This window comes from Baekduia sp. Peel2402, from assembly GCF_052567285.1.
In genome coordinates, this window is sequence record NZ_CP199582.1 from 1,166,993 (window position 1) to 1,183,899 (window position 16,907).

General features: G+C 72.6%; 17 protein-coding genes. 8 read left to right on the forward strand and 9 right to left on the reverse strand.

Features of this window, described 5'->3' with window-relative positions:
* Positions 1–81 precede the first annotated feature (81 nt).
* Positions 82–534, forward strand: coding sequence for an Lrp/AsnC family transcriptional regulator (locus ACT01A_RS05775; protein WP_445151290.1), 453 nt, complete (start codon positions 82–84; stop codon positions 532–534).
* Positions 535–580: 46 nt separating this feature from the next.
* Entirely contained in the window at positions 581–1,780 is a 1,200-nt protein-coding gene (lhgO, locus tag ACT01A_RS05780) for an L-2-hydroxyglutarate oxidase (RefSeq protein ID WP_445151291.1), read from the forward strand.
* Here lhgO and purU read toward each other — a convergent pair.
* The 4 genes from purU to ACT01A_RS05800 form a co-directional block, all read right to left on the reverse strand.
* Entirely contained in the window at positions 1,777–2,640 is an 864-nt protein-coding gene (purU, locus tag ACT01A_RS05785) for a formyltetrahydrofolate deformylase (protein WP_445151292.1), read from the reverse strand. The two genes, lhgO and purU, sit on opposite strands and share 4 nt — an antisense overlap.
* A 544-nt stretch (positions 2,641–3,184) precedes the next feature.
* Positions 3,185–4,009 carry a p-hydroxycinnamoyl CoA hydratase/lyase gene (locus ACT01A_RS05790; RefSeq protein WP_445151293.1) on the reverse strand — a complete coding sequence of 275 codons (825 nt, stop codon included), beginning with the start codon at positions 4,007–4,009 and terminating at the stop codon, positions 3,185–3,187.
* Between the two features lie 18 nt (positions 4,010–4,027).
* Positions 4,028–5,542 carry a class I adenylate-forming enzyme family protein gene (locus tag ACT01A_RS05795; RefSeq protein ID WP_445151294.1) on the reverse strand — a complete coding sequence of 505 codons (1,515 nt, stop codon included), beginning with the start codon at positions 5,540–5,542 and terminating at the stop codon, positions 4,028–4,030.
* A 24-nt stretch (positions 5,543–5,566) separates the two neighbouring features.
* Positions 5,567–6,010: a MarR family winged helix-turn-helix transcriptional regulator gene (locus ACT01A_RS05800; RefSeq protein WP_445151295.1), complete on the reverse strand. Its 444-nt coding sequence runs from the start codon at positions 6,008–6,010 to the stop codon at positions 5,567–5,569.
* 47 nt (positions 6,011–6,057) lie between these two features.
* Here ACT01A_RS05800 and ACT01A_RS05805 point away from each other — a divergent pair, with 47 nt between their 5' ends.
* From ACT01A_RS05805 to ACT01A_RS05820, 4 genes are read left to right on the forward strand one after another with little or no spacing between them, the layout of a single operon-like run.
* Complete coding sequence (locus ACT01A_RS05805; protein ID WP_445151296.1) at positions 6,058–6,612, forward strand: TetR/AcrR family transcriptional regulator; 555 nt, start codon at positions 6,058–6,060, stop codon at positions 6,610–6,612.
* A 49-nt stretch (positions 6,613–6,661) separates the two neighbouring features.
* Entirely contained in the window at positions 6,662–8,200 is a 1,539-nt protein-coding gene (locus ACT01A_RS05810; RefSeq protein WP_445151297.1) for an AfsR/SARP family transcriptional regulator, read from the forward strand.
* The gene (locus ACT01A_RS05815) at positions 8,201–8,443 is read left to right on the forward strand and encodes a hypothetical protein (protein ID WP_445151298.1); all 243 of its coding nucleotides are present in this window, start codon (positions 8,201–8,203) and stop codon (positions 8,441–8,443) included.
* A 49-nt stretch (positions 8,444–8,492) separates the two neighbouring features.
* Positions 8,493–9,314, forward strand: a complete 822-nt coding sequence (locus ACT01A_RS05820; protein ID WP_445151299.1) for a class I SAM-dependent methyltransferase — start codon at positions 8,493–8,495, stop codon at positions 9,312–9,314.
* Between the two features lie 259 nt (positions 9,315–9,573).
* Here the strand turns inward: ACT01A_RS05820 and ACT01A_RS05825 are convergent, their stop codons facing one another.
* Entirely contained in the window at positions 9,574–10,581 is a 1,008-nt protein-coding gene (locus tag ACT01A_RS05825) for an LLM class flavin-dependent oxidoreductase (RefSeq protein WP_445151300.1), read from the reverse strand.
* Between the two features lie 29 nt (positions 10,582–10,610).
* On the opposite strand from ACT01A_RS05825, the gene ACT01A_RS05830 reads away from it, so the two are divergent.
* Both ACT01A_RS05830 and ACT01A_RS05835 read left to right on the forward strand, forming a co-directional pair.
* On the forward strand, positions 10,611–11,387 hold the full coding sequence (locus ACT01A_RS05830) for an LLM class flavin-dependent oxidoreductase (RefSeq protein ID WP_445151301.1): 777 nt from the start codon (positions 10,611–10,613) through the stop codon (positions 11,385–11,387).
* Complete coding sequence (locus ACT01A_RS05835; protein ID WP_445151302.1) at positions 11,384–12,673, forward strand: LLM class flavin-dependent oxidoreductase; 1,290 nt, start codon at positions 11,384–11,386, stop codon at positions 12,671–12,673. The genes ACT01A_RS05830 and ACT01A_RS05835 overlap by 4 nt, the downstream gene beginning before the upstream one ends.
* A 2-nt stretch (positions 12,674–12,675) precedes the next feature.
* On the opposite strand, the gene ACT01A_RS05840 is transcribed toward ACT01A_RS05835, so the two are convergent.
* Genes ACT01A_RS05840 through ACT01A_RS05855 form a run of 4 tightly spaced genes read right to left on the reverse strand, consistent with a single transcriptional unit; the run spans position 12,676 to position 16,902 of the window.
* Positions 12,676–13,236 carry a universal stress protein gene (locus ACT01A_RS05840; RefSeq protein ID WP_445151303.1) on the reverse strand — a complete coding sequence of 187 codons (561 nt, stop codon included), beginning with the start codon at positions 13,234–13,236 and terminating at the stop codon, positions 12,676–12,678.
* Positions 13,233–14,330 (reverse strand): histidine kinase, encoded by a 1,098-nt coding sequence (locus tag ACT01A_RS05845; RefSeq protein ID WP_445151304.1) that lies wholly within the window; start codon positions 14,328–14,330, stop codon positions 13,233–13,235. The genes ACT01A_RS05840 and ACT01A_RS05845 overlap by 4 nt, the downstream gene beginning before the upstream one ends.
* Positions 14,327–16,336, reverse strand: coding sequence for a potassium-transporting ATPase subunit KdpB (kdpB, locus tag ACT01A_RS05850; RefSeq protein WP_445151305.1), 2,010 nt, complete (start codon positions 16,334–16,336; stop codon positions 14,327–14,329). The genes ACT01A_RS05845 and kdpB overlap by 4 nt, the downstream gene beginning before the upstream one ends.
* Positions 16,333–16,902: a potassium-transporting ATPase subunit C gene (locus ACT01A_RS05855; RefSeq protein ID WP_445151306.1), complete on the reverse strand. Its 570-nt coding sequence runs from the start codon at positions 16,900–16,902 to the stop codon at positions 16,333–16,335. The genes kdpB and ACT01A_RS05855 overlap by 4 nt, the downstream gene beginning before the upstream one ends.
* Positions 16,903–16,907 lie beyond the last annotated feature (5 nt).

Genomic DNA, 16,907 nt, shown 5'->3' on the forward strand with positions numbered 1-16,907 from the left:
ACGCGGCCATGATGGCGCAGGATCGCGAGCGGATGGTGCCGATCTGCGGCGGGTCTGTCAGCGTTCTGGCAACATCGTGCCGTGGATCGCACCGACCGCGCCATCATCGACCAGCTTCGCGCCAACGCGCGCCTCACCAACGTCGAACTGGCCGAGCGCGTCCGTCTCTCCCCCTCGCCGTGCCTGCGCCGCGTGCGCGCGCTGGAGGCCGCCGGCGTCATCCGCGGCTACCACGCCGACGTCGATCCGGCCGCGCTGGGCCGCGCGTTCGAGGTCGAGGTGATGATCGAGCTGACCCATAAGGACCGCGCGACCGTCGAGGCCTTCGAGGCGGGGATCGCCGACATGGAGTCGGTGGTCGAGTGCCGTCGCCTGTTCGGCGTGCCCGACTACCTGGTCCGCGTCGCGGTTCGCGACGCCGCCGACTACGAGCAGTTCTACATGAACGAGCTGGCCGAGCTGCCGGGCATCGGCCGGGTCAGCTCGCAGTTCACGATGAAGATCGTGAAGGGTCCCGCCCGCCCTAACGCCTAGCCCTACGGCGAGCCTTCTCACGGCCCGGGCCTGACATCCTGCGGGTGTGTCAACGGGTGAGCGAATCGGCGTCGTCGGCGCGGGCATCGTCGGCCTGGCCGTCGCGCGGCGCGTGGCCGAGGTGCGGCCAGGCGCGGCGATCACGGTCATCGACAAGGAGGACGCGGTCGCCGTCCACCAAACCGGCCACAACAGCGGCGTCGCGCACGCGGGCCTCTACTACCAGCCGGGTTCGCTGAAGGCCGAGCTCTGCCGCCGCGGGATGGGCTTGTTGAAGGCCCTGTGCGAGGAGCGCGGGCTGCCTTACGACGAGTGCGGCAAGCTCGTCGTCGCACGCGACGCGAGCGAGATCGAGCGGCTGCGGGAGATCGAGCGCCGCGCGACCGAGAACGGCGTCCCGGGCCTGCGCTGGCTGGAAGGCCAGACGCAGTTGCAGACCGTCGAGCCCAACGTCGTCGGCGTCGCGGCCGTGCACTCGCCGGTCACCGCGATCGTCGACTTCCGAGCGGTCGCCGAGGCGTTCGCCGACGACGTGCGCACCGCGGGCGGCAGGCTCCTGCTCGGGCGCGCGGTCACCGCGATCCAGCCGTCGACCTCCGAGGTCCGCGTGACCGCGGGCGGCGAGGAGCTCGCCTTCGACCGCGTGATCCTCTGCGCGGGCCTTCAGTCTGACCGCGTCGCGCGGCTGGCCGGTGACGCCGACGGTCCCGCGATCGTCCCGTTCCGCGGCGAGTACCTGCGGTTGAAGGACGGGCACACAGACTTAGTGAAGGGGTTGATCTATCCCGTGCCGGACCCGGCGTTCCCGTTCCTGGGCGTGCACTTCACGCGCCGCGTCGGCGGCGGCCTGGACATCGGCCCCAACGCGGTGCTCGCCTTCGCGCGCGAGGGCTACAGCTTCGGCCGCGTCGTCCCGCGTGACCTGGCGGCCACGCTGACCTACCCGGGCTTCCGCAAGATGGCCACCAAGTACTGGAAGACGGGCCTGAAGGAGATGCGCGGCTCGGTCGCGCCCGGCGTGATGGTGCGCGAGGCGCAGTCGTTCGTGCCGGCGCTGCGGCGCGAGGACGTCGAGCGCGCGCCCGCGGGCGTGCGCGCGCAGGCGATCGACCCCGACGGCGGGCTCGTCGACGACTTCCGCATCAACCACGTCGGCCGGGTCGTCGCGGTGCGCAACGCGCCGTCGCCCGCCGCGACGTCGTCGCTGGCGATCGCCGAGCACGTCGTAGGACTTGCGTTCAGCTAGCGCAGCACGACGGTCTTCGCGCCGTTCAGGGCGATGCGGTTCTCGGTGTGCCAGCGCACCGCGCGGGCCAGCGCGCGGCACTCGACGTCGCGCCCGCGCGCCTCGTAGTCCTCGGCGGTCATCGCGTGGTCGACGCGCTCCATCTCCTGCTCGATGATCGGGCCCTCGTCGAGGTCGGCCGTCACGTAGTGCGCGGTCGCGCCGATCACCTTCACGCCGCGGTCGTGGGCCTGGTGGTAGGGCGCCGCGCCCTTGAACGACGGCAACATCGAGTGATGGATGTTGATCGCGCGCCCCTCGAGCCGTCGGCAGACGCCGTCGGAGAGGATCTGCATGTAGCGGGCCAAGACCACCAACTCGACCTGCTCGGCCTCGACGACCTCCATCAGCGCCGCCTCGGCCTGCGGCTTGGTCGCGGGCGTGATCGGAACGTGGCGGAACGGCACGCCGGACGCGTCGGCCAAGTGCTTGAGGTCGGGGTGGTTGGAGACGACCGCGACGATCTCGAGGTTGAGCTCGCCGATCGACGTGCGGAACAGCAGGTCGTTGAGGCAGTGCGCGTACTTGGACACCATGATCAGCACGCGCTGGCGCTCGGAGGCGTCGACCAGCCGCCACGTCATCCCCCACGGGTCGGCGACCGCCGCGAACGCCTCGCGCAGCGCGGGCACGTCGAGCGCCGCACCCTCGGCGTGCGCGAACCGCACGCGCATGAAGAACGTGCCGCTGTCGGGATCATCGAACTGCTGGCTCTCGAGGATCGTGCAGCGCTTGTCCACCAAGAACCCCGAGACCGCGTGGACGATCCCGGGCGCGTCCGGGCAGGACAGCGTCAGCACGCAGGTCTGCGCGACGCTCATGCGGCAGACCCTATGCCGTGCATAGGCCCCGCGTGAAGGTCGCCTAGCCTCTTCGGCATGGGTCGCGACGGCTACACAGGCGTCGGCGCACATGATGGCCTGAGTCGTGCTTCCGGCCTGGTTGGCCGGCCGCCGTTCCGTGCCATCCGCTCGTCTCGCTCCGCCTCGCGCTCGCGCCACCGAGGCGCCGGCGCCGGGTGCTTCGAGGAGCGTCGCGGGCGCTGCCACCGCCGGAGCACCGAACGCCGCGCTCCGGACTGCGCTCGCCGACGGAGACACGGAACAGCCCTCCCTCGGCGTGGGCTACCGCACGCGCTCCGTGCTCGTGCTGCCAGCGCTGCGGGCTAGGCGCGGACGCGACATCTCTTCAGCGGCGGCCGCGACAAAGCGCGGCCTGCGTTGCCACCGACGCCCGCAGCACGGCGACAGATCGAGCAACAACGAGCGCCGGCGCTCCGGCAACCTGAGCGCGAGCGGCCGACGATGAAGACGGTGTCGTCGGCCTCGCCGATCCACCAACGCCCACGCCGCGCCACCAGAAACCTCAGCGCTGGTAGGTCTGCAAGCCCGGTCGGATGGCCTTGTCGTCGAGGAACTGCTTGAGGCCCTCGGAGCGGCCCGAGGAGCGGTCGTTGAACTGGGATTGCTCGAGCTTGGCGTACAGGTAGTCGAGCGCGGGCTCCCAGCCCATGTCGGCGGCGTGCTTGTAGCCGTTCTTGGCGGCGTCGAGGACGACGGGGTTCTTTTCGAGCAGGACCTTGGCGAGCTTGGTGGTCTCGTCGCGGAGTTGGTCCAGCGGCACGGACTTGTTGACGAGCTTCATCTCGGCGGCGCGGCGGCCGTCGAAGGTCTCGCCGGTCATGATGTACCACAAGGCGTCGCGGCTGCCGACGGTGTCGGCGAGGCAGCGGGAGACCATGCCTCCGGGAGGGATGCCCCAGTTGATCTCCGAGAGACCGAAGGTCGCCTCGTCGGCGGCGATGGCGAGGTCGCAGCTGACGAGCGGGATGAAGGCGCCGCCGAAGCACCAGCCGTTGACCATCGCGATGGTCGGCTTGGAGAAGTGGCGCAGGATCCGGAACTGCCAGGTCTGTGAGTCGTAGCGGACCTCGCGCTGGCGCCACAGCGGGCCGTTGTCGACCTCGCGGAAGTACTCCTTGAGGTCCATGCCGGCCGACCATGCGTCGCCCGCCCCGGTCAGCACCACGACCCCGACGTTCTCGTCGCGGTCCAGCGCCTGTAGCGCCTCGGCCATCTCGGCGTTCAGCGTCGGGTTCATCGCGTTGCGCTTGTCGGGCCGGTGGAACTCCAACCACCCGATGCCCTCCTCGACCGTGACCCGGACCGTCTCCCACTGGCTCTCGCTCATAGGCGAGAGGATAACAGTTTAACTGATATTGCGCTCGCGTCCGGCCCAGAACGGCGCGCGCAGCTCGTGCTTGAGCAGCTTGCCCGCGCCGGACTTCGGCAGCGGCGCCTCGGTGATCTCGATCGCCCGCGGGACCTTGAAGCCGGCGATGGAGGCGCGGCAGTGCGCGATGAGCTCAGCGGGTGTGACCTCGGCGTCTGTGGCAGTGACGCTGACGACGGCGTGGACGGCCTCACCCCAGCGTTCGTCGGGCACGCCGAAGACCGCGACCTCCGCGACCGCCGGGTGCTCGGCGAGCACCGCCTCGACCTCGACCGAGTAGACGTTCTCGCCGCCGGAGATGATCATGTCCTTGAGGCGGTCGACGAGGTACAGGTAGCCGTCGGCGTCCGCGCGGGCGGCGTCGCCGGTGCGGTACCAGCCGTCCTGCAAAGCGGCGGCGGTCGCATCCGGCTGATTGAAGTACCCCAACATGACGTTCGGCCCGCGGACCCACAGCTCGCCGATCTCGCCGACGGGCAGCGGCGCGCCGCTCTCCGCGTCGCGCACCTCGGCCTCGACGCCGACGACCGGCGCGCCGATGGACCCCAGGCGCGCGCCGTCAGGACGGCGGTGGTCGGCGGGCGTGCAGGTGCTGACCGTCGGCGCGGCCTCGGTCATCCCGTAGAACTGCGCGACGTCGACGCCGGCGAAGCGCTCCAGGACGCGGCGCTGGAGGTCGGGCGTGATCGGCGAGGCCGCGTACTGGATGTGGCGCAGCGACGAGAGGTCGGCGTCATGGTTGGCGAGGTGGTCGAGCAACATCCCCAACATGGTCGGGACGAGCGCGACGTGCGTGATCGCGTGCTCCTCGACGGCGGCGCAGAACGCAGCGGCGTCAAAGCGCGGCAGGACGACCTGATGCGCGCCGACCCAGGTGGCGGCGACGACGTTCGCGATCCCCGCGGCGTGGAACATCGGGCAGACGTGCAGCCAGCGGTCGCTGTCCTGGTGACCCGTGGCGATGAGGTTGTGGCGCGCGTTGGCCAACAGGTTGCCGTGCGAGAGCATCACGCCCTTCGCGCGCCCGGTCGTGCCGCCGGTGAAGGAGATCGCGGCGAGCGCGTCGGCGTCGGGCGCAGGTGCGGCGGCGGGAAGCGGCGTCGCGGGGAGGTCGTCCACGTGGAGGAGGCGCGCGACCCCGAGCGCCGCGGCGACGGAGGCGTGGCCGTCGTCGTGGACGAGCACGGATAGTCCGGCGTCGGCGACGAGCGCCCGCAGCTCGTCGGGCGCGAGCCGCGTGTTCAGCGACACGATCACCCCGCCCGCCGCCGGAACGCCGAGGAACAGCTCCAGGTGCGCGAGCGAGTTGGCCGCCAGCACGCCCACGCGCTCGCCCTCCGCGACACCGAGCCGCCCGCGCGCAGCCACCCGCGCTGCCAGCTCCGCGTAGGTCACCGACACGCCGCCGGCGACGTCGACGACGGCCGTCGACCCGCCGTGCATTCGCGCCGCGCGGCGCAGCGGCCAGGCCAGGTTCTCGCTCGACCCCATGGCCCGGCAACGTATCAGGCGGACTTACACCTCGTCGAAACCGGCGCCAAGCGCGCGGACCATCGTCAGCAGCGCGTCGCGCAGCTCGTCGCGCTCCTCGCGCGAGAAGTCGGCGAGCATCGCCTTCTCCATCTGCGTCACCGAGCGGTCGCACGCGGCGAGCACCTCACGGCCCTTCTCGGTGATCTCGGTCCGCAGGATCCGCCCGTGGTTGGCGTCCGGCGCGCGGACGATCAGCCCGTCGGCCTCCAGCTTGGAGATGACCTGCATCATCGACTGCGGGCGCACGAACGTCCGGCGCGCCAGCTGGGCGTTGGACAGGCCCGGACGCATTCGCAGGACCGACAGCGCGGTGTACTGCGGCAGCGTCAGGCCGTGCGCGGCCACGCGCTCCTCGACGGCCAGCGACAACGCGCGGTCCAATCGCCCGACGACGTAGCTGATCCGCGGCTTGGGGCTGGCGCTCACGGCCGGCGACGCTATCAGCGAGGCGGGAGCCGGTAGCGTTCCCGAGCATGCACGAGGCAAGGGGGCTTGGTGCGCGGGCCGAGGAGGTGCTCCACGCGGCGCGCGAGCTGCTGGAGGAACAGGGGCACGACGGGCTGCGCATGCGCCTGCTCGCCGACAAGCTCGGGATCAAGGCCCCGACGCTCTACGCGCACTTCCGCAACAAGGCGGCGGTGGAGAACGCGCTGATCGCGGTCGGCCTGCTCGAGCAGTCCGACGCCGCAGCCGCCGCGCTGGACGGCACGCCGCCCGAGGACGACATCGAGACGATGTGGGCCGCTTACCGCGCTTGGGCGCTGCGCAACCCGGCGCTGCACCTGCTGATCGCGTCGCGCGCGCTGGACCGCGACGACCCGGCCGTGCGCGAGGCCGAGCGGCCCGGGGCCGAGATGGTCCTGCGGTCGGCGCGCGGCGATGTCAACGCTGCGATCGCGTTCTGGGCGTTCGCCTACGGGTTGATCGGGCTGGAGCTCAACGACCGCGTCCCGCCCGGCTACTCGCTGGACGATGCCTGGGCCACCGGCCTCCGCGGGCTGGCGACGACGCTGCCGCCGCGGTCCTAGCCCGGCGCGCAGTGGCCAGGCACGGGGTGACTGTGCCAAGGTTGTTCGCGTGGGAACCAGCATCCGCCTGCTCGGACCGCCGGCGATCGTCCGGGAAGACGAGACGGAGCCCGCGCCCGCGCCGAAAGGGCAGAAGTCGTGGGGGTTGCTCGCCTACCTGCTGCTGTCAGAGCGCCCCGCGGCGCGGCGGCACCTGGCCGAGCTGCTGTTCGCCGATGCGAGCGACCCGCTCGGCGCGCTGCGCTGGAGCCTCGCGCAGCTGCGGCGCGCGCTGGGAGACGCCGCGACGCTAGAGGGCGACCCGATCGCGCTGACGCTGGCCGACGGCGTGGCGGTGGACGTGCGCGGAGAGGGCGGCGAAGGCGAGTTGTTGGAGGGTTTGGACTTCTCGGCCTCCCCCGCGTTCGAGGCCTGGCTGGTCGTCGCGCGCGGGCGCTTCGCGGGCCGGGCGACGGCGTCACTGCGCGAGGCCGCGCTCGACGCGCTGGCCGCCGGCGACGCCGCGGGCGCCGCCGAGCGCGCCGCCCGGCTGGTCGCCGTCGACCCGTTCGACGAAGGCCACCATGAACTGCTGGTGCGATGCCTGGCCGCCGGCGGCGACCGCGCGGGCGCGCTCGCGCAGGCCGAGGCGTGCCGGCGCCTGTTCCGCCGCGAGCTGGGCAGCGAACCGAGCGCCGCCGTGCGACGGGCCGCGGAGGGCGGCGGCGCGGGCGGGCCGGGCGGGCCGTCGTCACCCGGAAACCCGATCACCGCTCGCACGCGCCTGGAGGCCGGCGACGCCGCCGTTGCCGCGGGCGCCGTCGAGCACGGCATCGAGCTGCTGCGCCAGGCCTGCACCGAGGCCGCGGGCTGTCGCGACGACGCGCTGCACGGTCGCACGCTGCTGGCGCTCGGCAGCGCGCTCGTGCACGCGGTCCGCGGCCAGGACGAGGAGGGCGCGCTCGTCCTGACCCAGGCGCTCGCCGCGGCCGAGGCGGCGGGCGACCGCGACACCTTGGTCGGCACGCTGCGCGAGTTGGCCTACACCGACATCCAGGCCGGGCGGCGCACATCGGTCGACGAGCGGCTGGCGCGCGCCGACCGCCTCGCCAACACCGACGGCGAGCACGCCGCGATCCTCGCCGTCCAGGGCATGAACCGCTCCGACAGCGCCGACTACGGCGGGGCGTTCACCGCGCTGATCCGCTCGGTCGAGCATGCCGAGCGCGCCGGCGAGCGCCGTCGCGTCGCGTTCTCCTTGTCCTTGGTCGCGCGAGCGCACCTGCTGCGCGACGAGCACGACGAGGCCGCGGCCGCACTGGACGAGGCGCTCGCGCAGGTCGAGGCCGAGCGCTGGCTCGCGTTCATGCCGTTCCCGGAGGCGCTGCGTGCCGAGGTCGACCTCGCGCGCGGCGACCTCGACCGCGCCGGCCAGCGCCTGGAGCACGCGTTCGCGGTCGCCTGCGACATCGGCGACCCGTGCTGGGAGGGCGTCGCCGGACGCAACATGGGGTTGTTGGAGGCCGCGCGCGGCCGGGGCGATGCCGCCCGCGCCTGGATGGACGAGGCCCGCACGCGCTGCAACCGCGTGCCCGACCGCTACGTCTGAATGCAAGGCCATGTCCTTGACGCGGCGATCGGCACCGAGCTGGACACGGGCGGCGACGGACGCGCGCTGATCCGGGCGCTCGGCGCGCTGGCCGCCCGGACCGGGATGCGCGAGCTGAGCGTCCGCTGCCTCGCGCACGCGGGCCGCAGCGGCGACGGCGCCGCGCTGGAGTCCGCGCGGCTGATGGCGTGGGAGATCGACAACCCCGCGCTGGCCGACCTAGTGGCGCGAACGAGCGTGTAGCCCGCCCTCACACGGCCGCTCACACGCCCGGCGCGCAGCATGCTGCGCCATGACCACCCCCACCGTCACCATCGAAGCTCTCAAGGACGCCCACCACCGCACGTGGGCCTCGGGCGACTACGCCCACATCGCGACGCTCGTCACCGGCGTCGGCGAGTCGGTCGCCGCGCGCGCCGGGATCACGCCCGGCCAGGACGTCCTCGACGTCGCCGCCGGCACCGGCAACGCCGCGATCCCCGCCGCGCTGGCCGGCGGCCAGGTGATCGCCTCCGACCTCACGCCCGAGCTGTTCGCCGCCGGCCGCGCGCGGGCCGCCGACGCCGGCGTGGCGATCGACTGGATCGCCGCCGACGCCGAGGACCTCCCGTTCGAGGACGCGCGCTTTGACCGCGTCCTGTCGGCCATCGGCGTCCAGTTCGCGCCGCGTCACGAGGTCGTGGCCGCCGAGCTGGTCCGCGTCTGCCGTCCCGGCGGCCGGATCGTGCTCGGCAACTGGTCGGCCACCGGCTACATCGGCCGCTTCTGGTCGACGATGGGCCCGTACATGCCCACGCCGCCCGCGTTCGCGTCGCCGCCGCCCGGCTGGGGCCGCCCCGAGCACGTCGAGGCGCTGTTCGCCGACCACCCCGTCTCGCTGTTCTTCGAGCACGGAGCGGTGTCGTTCACCGCCGCGTCGGCCGAGGCGTTCCTGGACATGTTCACCGACAACTACGGGCCGCTGCTGCAGGCCCGCGCCAAGCTGAGCGAAGCGGGGCGCTGGGACGACCTGCGCGCCGAGTTGATCGGGCTCAGCGAGGAGCTCAACGTCGCGACCGACGGCACGTGGCGCGTCGACAGCGACTACGTGGTGATCGTCGCTGACAAGGACTAGCCGCGAAGGCGCACCGGCCGGGGACGAGCCCCAAAGGGCCCGTCCCCGGTCGATTTGTCCCGTTCCGCCCGGTCCGGGTCGTGGAGGCCGGGCGAAGCTTCCGACAGGAGGAGTGTCCGTGGATGCTGAGGACAGCGTAGCAGATTTCCCCATAAATCCGATAGGGAATTAGACGGACTGCCCTCAGCGCGCCAGCGTCGCCGTGACCGGCACCGGCACCGGCACCGGCACCGGCACCGGCGACCAACGCCTAGTCCAACTAGGCGAACAACGCCGCGAGCCGGGCGAGCGACGCGCGTCGCTCGTCCGGGTCGTAGGTGTTGGCAATGGCGATGACCTCATCGGCCCCGGACTCGGCGACCGCCGCCTCGATCCCGGCGCGCACGCGCTCGGGGCCGCCGACGTGGTCGGCGCGCGTGTCGATGAACTTGGCCTCGATCGCGCGCTCCTCGTCAGTCCACTCGTGCGCCAGCGCCTCGTCGACCGGCAGCAGCGGCGCGCGCTGGCCTTGGCGCGCGAAGACCATTGACAAGTGGCTGGGGGCGTCCAGCGCGCGGGCGTGTTCGTCGTCCTCCCCCACGATGACCTTCAGCGCGAGGATCGCGTGGGGCCGGTCGCCCGATCGCGCCGGGACGAACGCCTCGCGGTACTCGCGCAGCGCGAGCGCCGCGTCGTCGGGGTTGGTGTGCGCGGCGAAGCCGTAGCCGAGGCCCTTGCGCGCCGCGGTCTGGGCGGAGTTGCGCGAGGACCCCAACAAGAAGACCGGCGGCAGCTGGACGTCGGTCGGCGCCGCCCGCGCGGCCGCCAAGGGATGCTCGGAGGGCAGCCGCGTGACATCCCCGAAGTGCAGGAGCTCGTCGAGCTGCTCCTCGAAGCCCGCGCCGTGCGCGTTGTCGCCCGGGCGCCCGAAGGCCAGCACGGTCGCCGGGTCCAGCGCGCCCTCCGAGCGGCCGATCCCGAGGTCGACGCGTCCCGGGTGCAGCGCTTCCAGGCAGCGGAACTGCTCGGCGACGTGGATCGGCCGGTGGTTGGGCAGCAGCATCCCGCCGCTGCCGATCCGGATCCGCTCGGTCCGCGCGCCGATCAGGCCGATCAGGACCTCCGGCGCGGAGATCGCAACGCTGCCGATCGCGTGGTGCTCGGCGACCCAGAAGCGGTGGAAGCCGAGCGCGTCGGCGGCCTGCGCGAGGTCGACCGACTCGCGGATCGCGTGGCCTGCGGGCCCGCCGCGACGGGTCGGCGCCTGGTCCAGGAGCGAGAGCAGCATGAACAGACTTCCTAGCATGTCGGTCGGCAATGCCTGATTCGCTCTTGCTCGCTGCCTCCGTGACCGACCCCGCGCTGGTGCCCGCCGCGGAGGCCGCGGGCCTTGATCTGGTGATCATCGAGACCGGTCCGTTCGACCCGTTGCTGGTCGCCGCCCGCGCCGCCGCGGCCACCACGACGATCGGGATCGTCGCCGCCGCACCGACCACGACGACCGAGCCGTTCCTGGTCTCGACCGCGATCGCGACGATCGACTTCGTCGCGCTCGGCCGCGCCGGGTGGCTGGCCGAGACGCTGCCGCACGCGACCGCCGACGGGCTCGTGACGTGGGACGTGCCGAGCGACCTCCTCGGCGACGCGCGCGAGCACATCGCCGCGGTCCGCGCGCTGTGGGGCTCGTGGGAGAACGGCGCCGAGATCCGCGACCGCGCCACCGACCGCTTCCTGGACCGCGACCGCGTCCACCACACGGACTACGCCGGCGAGCACCTGAGCGTGCGCGGCCCATCGATCACACCGCGCCCGCCGCAAGGGCAGCCGCCGGTCGTCGTGCGGGACCCGGCGCTGGCGGACCTCGCGGACGTGCTGCTCGTCGCCGATCCCGCCGCCGCGCCGCCCGCGCGGCCGGGCCTGGTGCGGCTGCTCGAGGTGGACAAGACGGAGCCGGGTGGGTCCGACGCCGATGGCTTCGACGGCCTGCTCCTGCGAGGCGCGACCGCCACCGACCTCGCCGCGCTGGCCCGCACGCCACCCGAGGACGACAACCTGCTCCGCGCCCGCCTCGGGCTCGACGAGGTGACCGCGTGAAGCCCGTTCGCCTCGCCGCCCACTTCCCCGGCGTCAACAACACCACCGTGTGGAGCGACCCCGCCGCCGGCAGCCACATCGCCTTCGAGTCCTTCGCGCAGCTCGCCCAAGCCGCCGAGCGCGGCCGCTTTGACTTCTTCTTCCTCGCCGAAGGGCTCAGCCTGCGCGAGCACGGCGGCCATCTGCACGACCTCGACGTCGTCGGCCGCCCCGACGCGATGACGATCCTCGCCGCGCTCGCGGCGGTCACCGAGCACCTCGGCCTGGCCGCGACGCTGACGACGACCTACCACGAGCCGCTGGAGGTCGCCCGCCAGCTCGCGACGCTCGACCACCTCAGCGCCGGCCGCGCCGCCTGGAACCTCGTCACCTCCACCGACGCGGTGACCGGCGCGAACTTCCGCCGGGGCGCCTACCTCCCCTACGAGGACCGCTACGCGCGGGCGACCGAGTTGTTGGCCTTGTGCGACCAGCTCTGGCGCGACGGCCCTGGGCCGTTCAGCGTGAACGGCGACCAGGTGTCATTGCAAGGTGATTGGGATCTCGACACGCCGCCGCAAGGCCGTCCGGTGATCCTCCAGGCCGGCGACTCCGACGGCGGCCGCGAGTTCGCCGCCGCCCACGCCGACGCGATCTTCACGCGCCACGCGTCGATCCCCGACGGGCAGAAGTTCTACAACGACGTCAAAGGGCGGCTGGCCAAGCACGGCCGCTCGCACGACGAGCTGTTGGTGCTGCCGGGCGCGACGTTCGTCCTCGGCGACACCGACGCCGACGCCGCCGAGCGCGCCGAGGTCGTCCGCTACCAGCAGGTCTCGGCCGGCACCGCGCGCGTCTTCGCCGAGCAGCTCTGGAACCGCGACCTGTCGGAGTACGACCCCGAGGGCCCGCTGCCCGACGTCGAGCCGATCGAGGGCGAGATCACGATCGCGCCCGGCTCGATCCCGGCGCGCGCGTTCGCCGGCAAGCGTCACGAGACCGTCGCCCAGCTCCGCGCGATGGCCGAGGGCGAGAACCTGACGTTGCGCGACCTGATGGTCCGCACCCGCGCGCGCCACTCGTTCGTCGGCTCACCCGAGACGGTCGCCCAGACGATCTTCGACCACGTCCAGCAGGACGCCTGCGACGGCTTCATCCTGGTCCCGCACATCACGCCCGGCGGCCTGGACGACTTCGTCGACCACGTCGTCCCGCTGTTGCAGGAGCGCGGCGCGCTGCGCGCCGACTACACGCCGGGCGCGACGCTGCGTGAGCACCTCGGGCTGCCGACGCCCGCCCGCGCCTGACCTCAGAAGTGGCCGATGACGTCGGCCGCCACTTCACGGTGGTCTTCGAGCGCCGGGCGCAGGATCAGGACCTCCGCGTCGGCGCGGTCCAGGAGCCAGACGAGGTCGTCGCCGGTGAAGCCCGGGCCGAGCTGGTGCTCGGCGGAGACGATCACGCGGTCAAAGCGCTCGTCGCTGAGGATCCGGCGCAGCGCGTCGCGGTGCGTGCGCCCGCGCACGATGCGCCCGTCGATCGCGACGTCCTGGGCGATGGCGCGCTGCTCGATCGTCTCCAGCAACGGCATCGCGCGCAGGCACTGCGCGGGCAGCGCGGCGTCGAGCGGCAGGTTCAGCGGGACGGTCGCCAAGTAGCACGGCATCAGCGTCGCGTTCTCCGCGCGTGCGAGCCGCACCGCCGCGTCGAACGCGCGCCGTGAGATCGAGGACCCCGTGAACGGCAGGAGGATCCGCCGGACGGTCTCCGGCCGCTCGGCATGGGCCCGGCGCCGGCGCGGGGCGGCGCGCCGGCCGACGACCAGGCCGAGGACGAGCGCTGCAAGCGCGGCGACGAGCAGGGCGATCATCGCGGCCGCCTCCGCGTGCGGTCGGCCACGATCCGCACGTCGACGCCGGGCGCGAGGCGGACCAGCCGCGTCGGCAGCGGCTCGCGCAGGCGCGCGAATCCGCGCGGCGGGCGCGACGCGCCGAGCAGGATGTAGGTGATGCCCCGCTCTCCGGCGACGCGGACAGCGGTCTGCGCGACGTCGTCGCCCTCCTGCACCAGCAGCGTCGCGCCGAGCACGGAGGCCAGCTGGCGCAGGGCGTGCAGCGCGCGGGCGGTCTCCCCGCCCTCGGCGGGCGCGGCCGCACCGGGCGGCGCGACCCACAGCAGATCCAGCGGCGCGTTGAGCCGCTGGGCACTGCGCCACGCCCGGCGCACCAGCCGTTGCGCGCCTGGGTAGGGCTCGACCAAGGCCATCAACCGCTCCCCCACCGCTTGCGCGACCGCGGCGTCGGCCGGCTCCGCGCGCCGGGCCTCGACGTTCTCGGCCACCTGGCGCAGCGCGGTCTCGCGCAAGGCGTTCAAGTTCTCGATCTTGAAGAAGTTGCTCAGCGCCGCGTCGATGCGGTCCGTCTTGTAGATCTTGCCCGCGCGCAGGCGGTCCAGCAGCGCCTCGGGCGTGACGTCGACCAGGACGATCTCGTCGGCCCGCCGCAGCACGCCGTCGGGCACGGTCTCCCGCACCCGCACGCCGCTCAGCTCGGCGATCGTGTCGTTAAGCGACTCCAGGTGCTGGACGTTCATGGTGGACAAGACGTCGATCCCCGCCGCCAGGAGCTGCTCGACGTCCTCGAAGCGCTTGCCGTGGTCGAGCCCTGGCGCGTTGGTGTGGGCGAGCTCGTCGATCAGGCACAGCTCGGGCGCACGCGACAGGACCGCGGGGACGTCGAGGTCGCTGAACGTCGTCCCGCGGTAGGTGACGCGGCGGCGCGGCAGGCGCTCCAGGCCTGCCGCGCGCGCCTCGGTCTCCGTGCGGCCGTGCGTCTCGAGCAACCCGATGACCACGTCGCGCCCGGCCTCCAGCTCCGCGCGACCCTCGTCGAGCATCCGCACGGTCTTGCCGACCCCGGCCGCCATGCCGAGGAAGACCTTCAGGTGTCCGCGATCGGCGGTCATGCCCCCAGCAGGTTGTGGACGAGCAGGTCAATCACCTTGATCCCCACGAACGGGGCGATCAGGCCGCCCAGGCCGTAGACCAACAGGTTGCGGCGCAGCAGCGCGGTCGCGCCGACCGCCTTGTAGGCCACGCCCCGCAGCGCGATCGGGACCAGCAGCGGGATGACCAGCGCGTTAAACACGATCGCCGAGATGATCGCCGACTCCGGCGAGCCCAACCGCATGACGTTCAGCGCGTCGAGCGGGCCGGTCGCATCTCCGGGCGCCGCCCAGGTGACGACGAAGATCGCCGGCAGGATCGCGAAGTACTTGGCCACGTCGTTGGCGATCGAGAACGTGGTCAGCGCGCCGCGCGTGATCAACAGCTGCTTGCCGACCTCGACGATCTCAATCAGCTTCGTCGGGTTGCTGTCCAGGTCCACCATGTTGCCTGCCTCGCGGGCGGCCTGGGTGCCGCTGTTCATCGCGACGCCGACGTCGGCCTGCGCCAGCGCGGGCGCGTCGTTGGTGCCGTCGCCGGTCATTGCGACCAGGCGGCCCTCGGCCTGCTCGGCCTTGATCAACTCCATCTTGCGCTCCGGCGTGGCCTCGGCGAGGAAGTCGTCGACGCCCGCCTCCTCGGCGATCTTCGCCGCGGTCAGCCGGTTGTCGCCGGTGACCATCACCGTGCGGATGCCCATCGCGCGCAGCTGGTCAAAGCGCGCCTTCATCCCCTCCTTGACCGTGTCCTTCAGGTAGATCACGCCCAGCACCTGCGAGTCCTGGGCCACCGCCAGCGGCGTGCCGCCCTCGCGCGCGATCCGGTCGACGACGCCGCGTAGCTCGGCCGGCGGCGTGCCGCCCTCGGCCTCCACGAACGCGATCACCGCGTCGGCGGCGCCCTTGCGCAGGCGCGTGCCGTCGTAGTCGACGCCGCTCATGCGCGTCTGCGCGGTGAAGGGCACGAACTCAGCCTTGTGCGGCGCCAGCTCCCGCTCGCGGATCCCGTACTGCTTGGCCAGCACGACGATCGAGCGCCCCTCGGGCGTCTCGTCGGCCAAAGACGACAGCTGCGCCGCCTCGGCCAACGCCGCTTCCCCCACGCCCGGCATCGGGATCAGCTCCGCAGCCTGGCGGTTGCCGAGCGTGATCGTGCCGGTCTTGTCCAACAGCAGCACGTCGACGTCGCCGGACGCCTCCACCGCGCGGCCGCTCAAGGCCAGGACGTTGCGTCGGACCAGCCGGTCCATGCCCGCGATGCCGATCGCGCTCAGCAGCGCGCCGATCGTCGTCGGGATCAACGCCACCAACAAGGCGATCAGCGTGGTCATGGAGATGTCGGACCCCGCGAAGCGCGCGAACGGCAGCAGCGTCGCGACGACCACCAGGAAGACGATCGTCAGCCCGGCGAGCAGGATCCCGAGCGCGATCTCGTTCGGCGTCTTGCGCCGTTGTGCGCCCTCGACCAGCGCGATCATGCGATCGAGGAACGACTGGCCGGGCTCCTGGGTGATCTCCACGACGATGCGATCGGAGAGCACCCGCGTGCCGCCGGTCACGGCGCTGCGGTCGCCGCCAGACTCTCGGATAACCGGCGCCGACTCGCCGGTGATCGCCGACTCGTCCACCGTCGCGATGCCCTCCACGACCGTGCCGTCGCCGGGGATCACCTCGCCGGCCAGGACGACCACGACATCGCCGCGGTGCAGCTCGGCCGCGGGCCGTGTGCTGCCGTCGCGCAGCGTGGCGACCGTGTCAGAGCGCATCGCGCGCAGCGAGTCGGCCTGCGCCTTGCCGCGCCCCTCGGCCAGCGCCTCGGCGAGGTTGGCGAACAGCACGGTCAACCACAGCCAGACCGCGACGGTGACCGTGAACCAGGTGGGATCAGAGGAACCGACGACGATCGCACCGGTGACGATCGCGGCGCCGATCTCCACCACGAACATCACCGGGTTGCGGACCTGGATCCGCGGGTCGAGCTTCTTTACGGAGTCGGTCAGGACGGAGCGGGTCAATGCGGTGGTCATCGGGTGGTCTCGTGGTCGAGGGCGAGGTTGAGCTTGGTGACGTTCACGCCGGGCGCGCCGAAGACGCCGAGCGCGCGGCCGTCGGTGGCGTCGCGGACGAGCTGCTGGACGCGGGCGAGCGGGAGGCGGCGGACCGCGGCGACGCGGTGCGCCTGGATCGCGGCGTTGGCCTCCGAGATTTGTGGGTCGACGCCGGAGGCGGAGAACTGCACGGCGTCCGGCGGGACGGCAGAGGCGTGTAGGCCGGGGTCGTACTTGCCCTCACGCGACATGTAGGCCTGGAGGTTCTGCCGGGTCAGGTACATCGTCGACTGCTGGTTGGGCCCGTGGTTGCCGAAGTAGGTCACCGAAGCGCTGTAGTCGGTGGCCGACGGCCGCGGCTGGAAGTACTGCTCGCCCTTCCAGGCCTGGCCGAGGAGCGTCGAGCGGTCGCCGACGAGCGAGCCGTCGGCCTTGCCCGGGAACGCCACCTGGGCGATCCCGGTCATGACCAGCGGGTAGGCGAGGCCGAGCAGGACGGTGAAGAGCACCGTCGCCAGCACGCCGCGGATGAGGTCCTTGCGCATGTTGA

What these genes read in the sequence shown, in the direction of transcription:
- ACT01A_RS05825 (WP_445151300.1), bottom strand. Translation starts at nt 10,581, where the DNA reads ATGCTGCTCTCGCTCCTGGACCAGGCGCCGACCCGTCGCGGCGGGCCC.
- purU (WP_445151292.1), bottom strand. Translation starts at nt 2,640, where the DNA reads ATGAGCGTCGCGCAGACCTGCGTGCTGACGCTGTCCTGCCCGGACGCG.
- ACT01A_RS05845 (WP_445151304.1), bottom strand. Translation starts at nt 14,330, where the DNA reads ATGACCGCCGATCGCGGACACCTGAAGGTCTTCCTCGGCATGGCGGCC.
- ACT01A_RS05830 (WP_445151301.1), top strand. Translation starts at nt 10,611, where the DNA reads ATGCCTGATTCGCTCTTGCTCGCTGCCTCCGTGACCGACCCCGCGCTG.
- ACT01A_RS05855 (WP_445151306.1), bottom strand. Translation starts at nt 16,902, where the DNA reads ATGCGCAAGGACCTCATCCGCGGCGTGCTGGCGACGGTGCTCTTCACC.
- kdpB (WP_445151305.1), bottom strand. Translation starts at nt 16,336, where the DNA reads ATGACCACCGCATTGACCCGCTCCGTCCTGACCGACTCCGTAAAGAAG.
- ACT01A_RS05805 (WP_445151296.1), top strand. Translation starts at nt 6,058, where the DNA reads ATGCACGAGGCAAGGGGGCTTGGTGCGCGGGCCGAGGAGGTGCTCCAC.
- ACT01A_RS05795 (WP_445151294.1), bottom strand. Translation starts at nt 5,542, where the DNA reads ATGGGGTCGAGCGAGAACCTGGCCTGGCCGCTGCGCCGCGCGGCGCGA.
- ACT01A_RS05815 (WP_445151298.1), top strand. Translation starts at nt 8,201, where the DNA reads ATGCAAGGCCATGTCCTTGACGCGGCGATCGGCACCGAGCTGGACACG.
- ACT01A_RS05790 (WP_445151293.1), bottom strand. Translation starts at nt 4,009, where the DNA reads ATGAGCGAGAGCCAGTGGGAGACGGTCCGGGTCACGGTCGAGGAGGGC.
- ACT01A_RS05820 (WP_445151299.1), top strand. Translation starts at nt 8,493, where the DNA reads ATGACCACCCCCACCGTCACCATCGAAGCTCTCAAGGACGCCCACCAC.
- ACT01A_RS05840 (WP_445151303.1), bottom strand. Translation starts at nt 13,236, where the DNA reads ATGATCGCCCTGCTCGTCGCCGCGCTTGCAGCGCTCGTCCTCGGCCTG.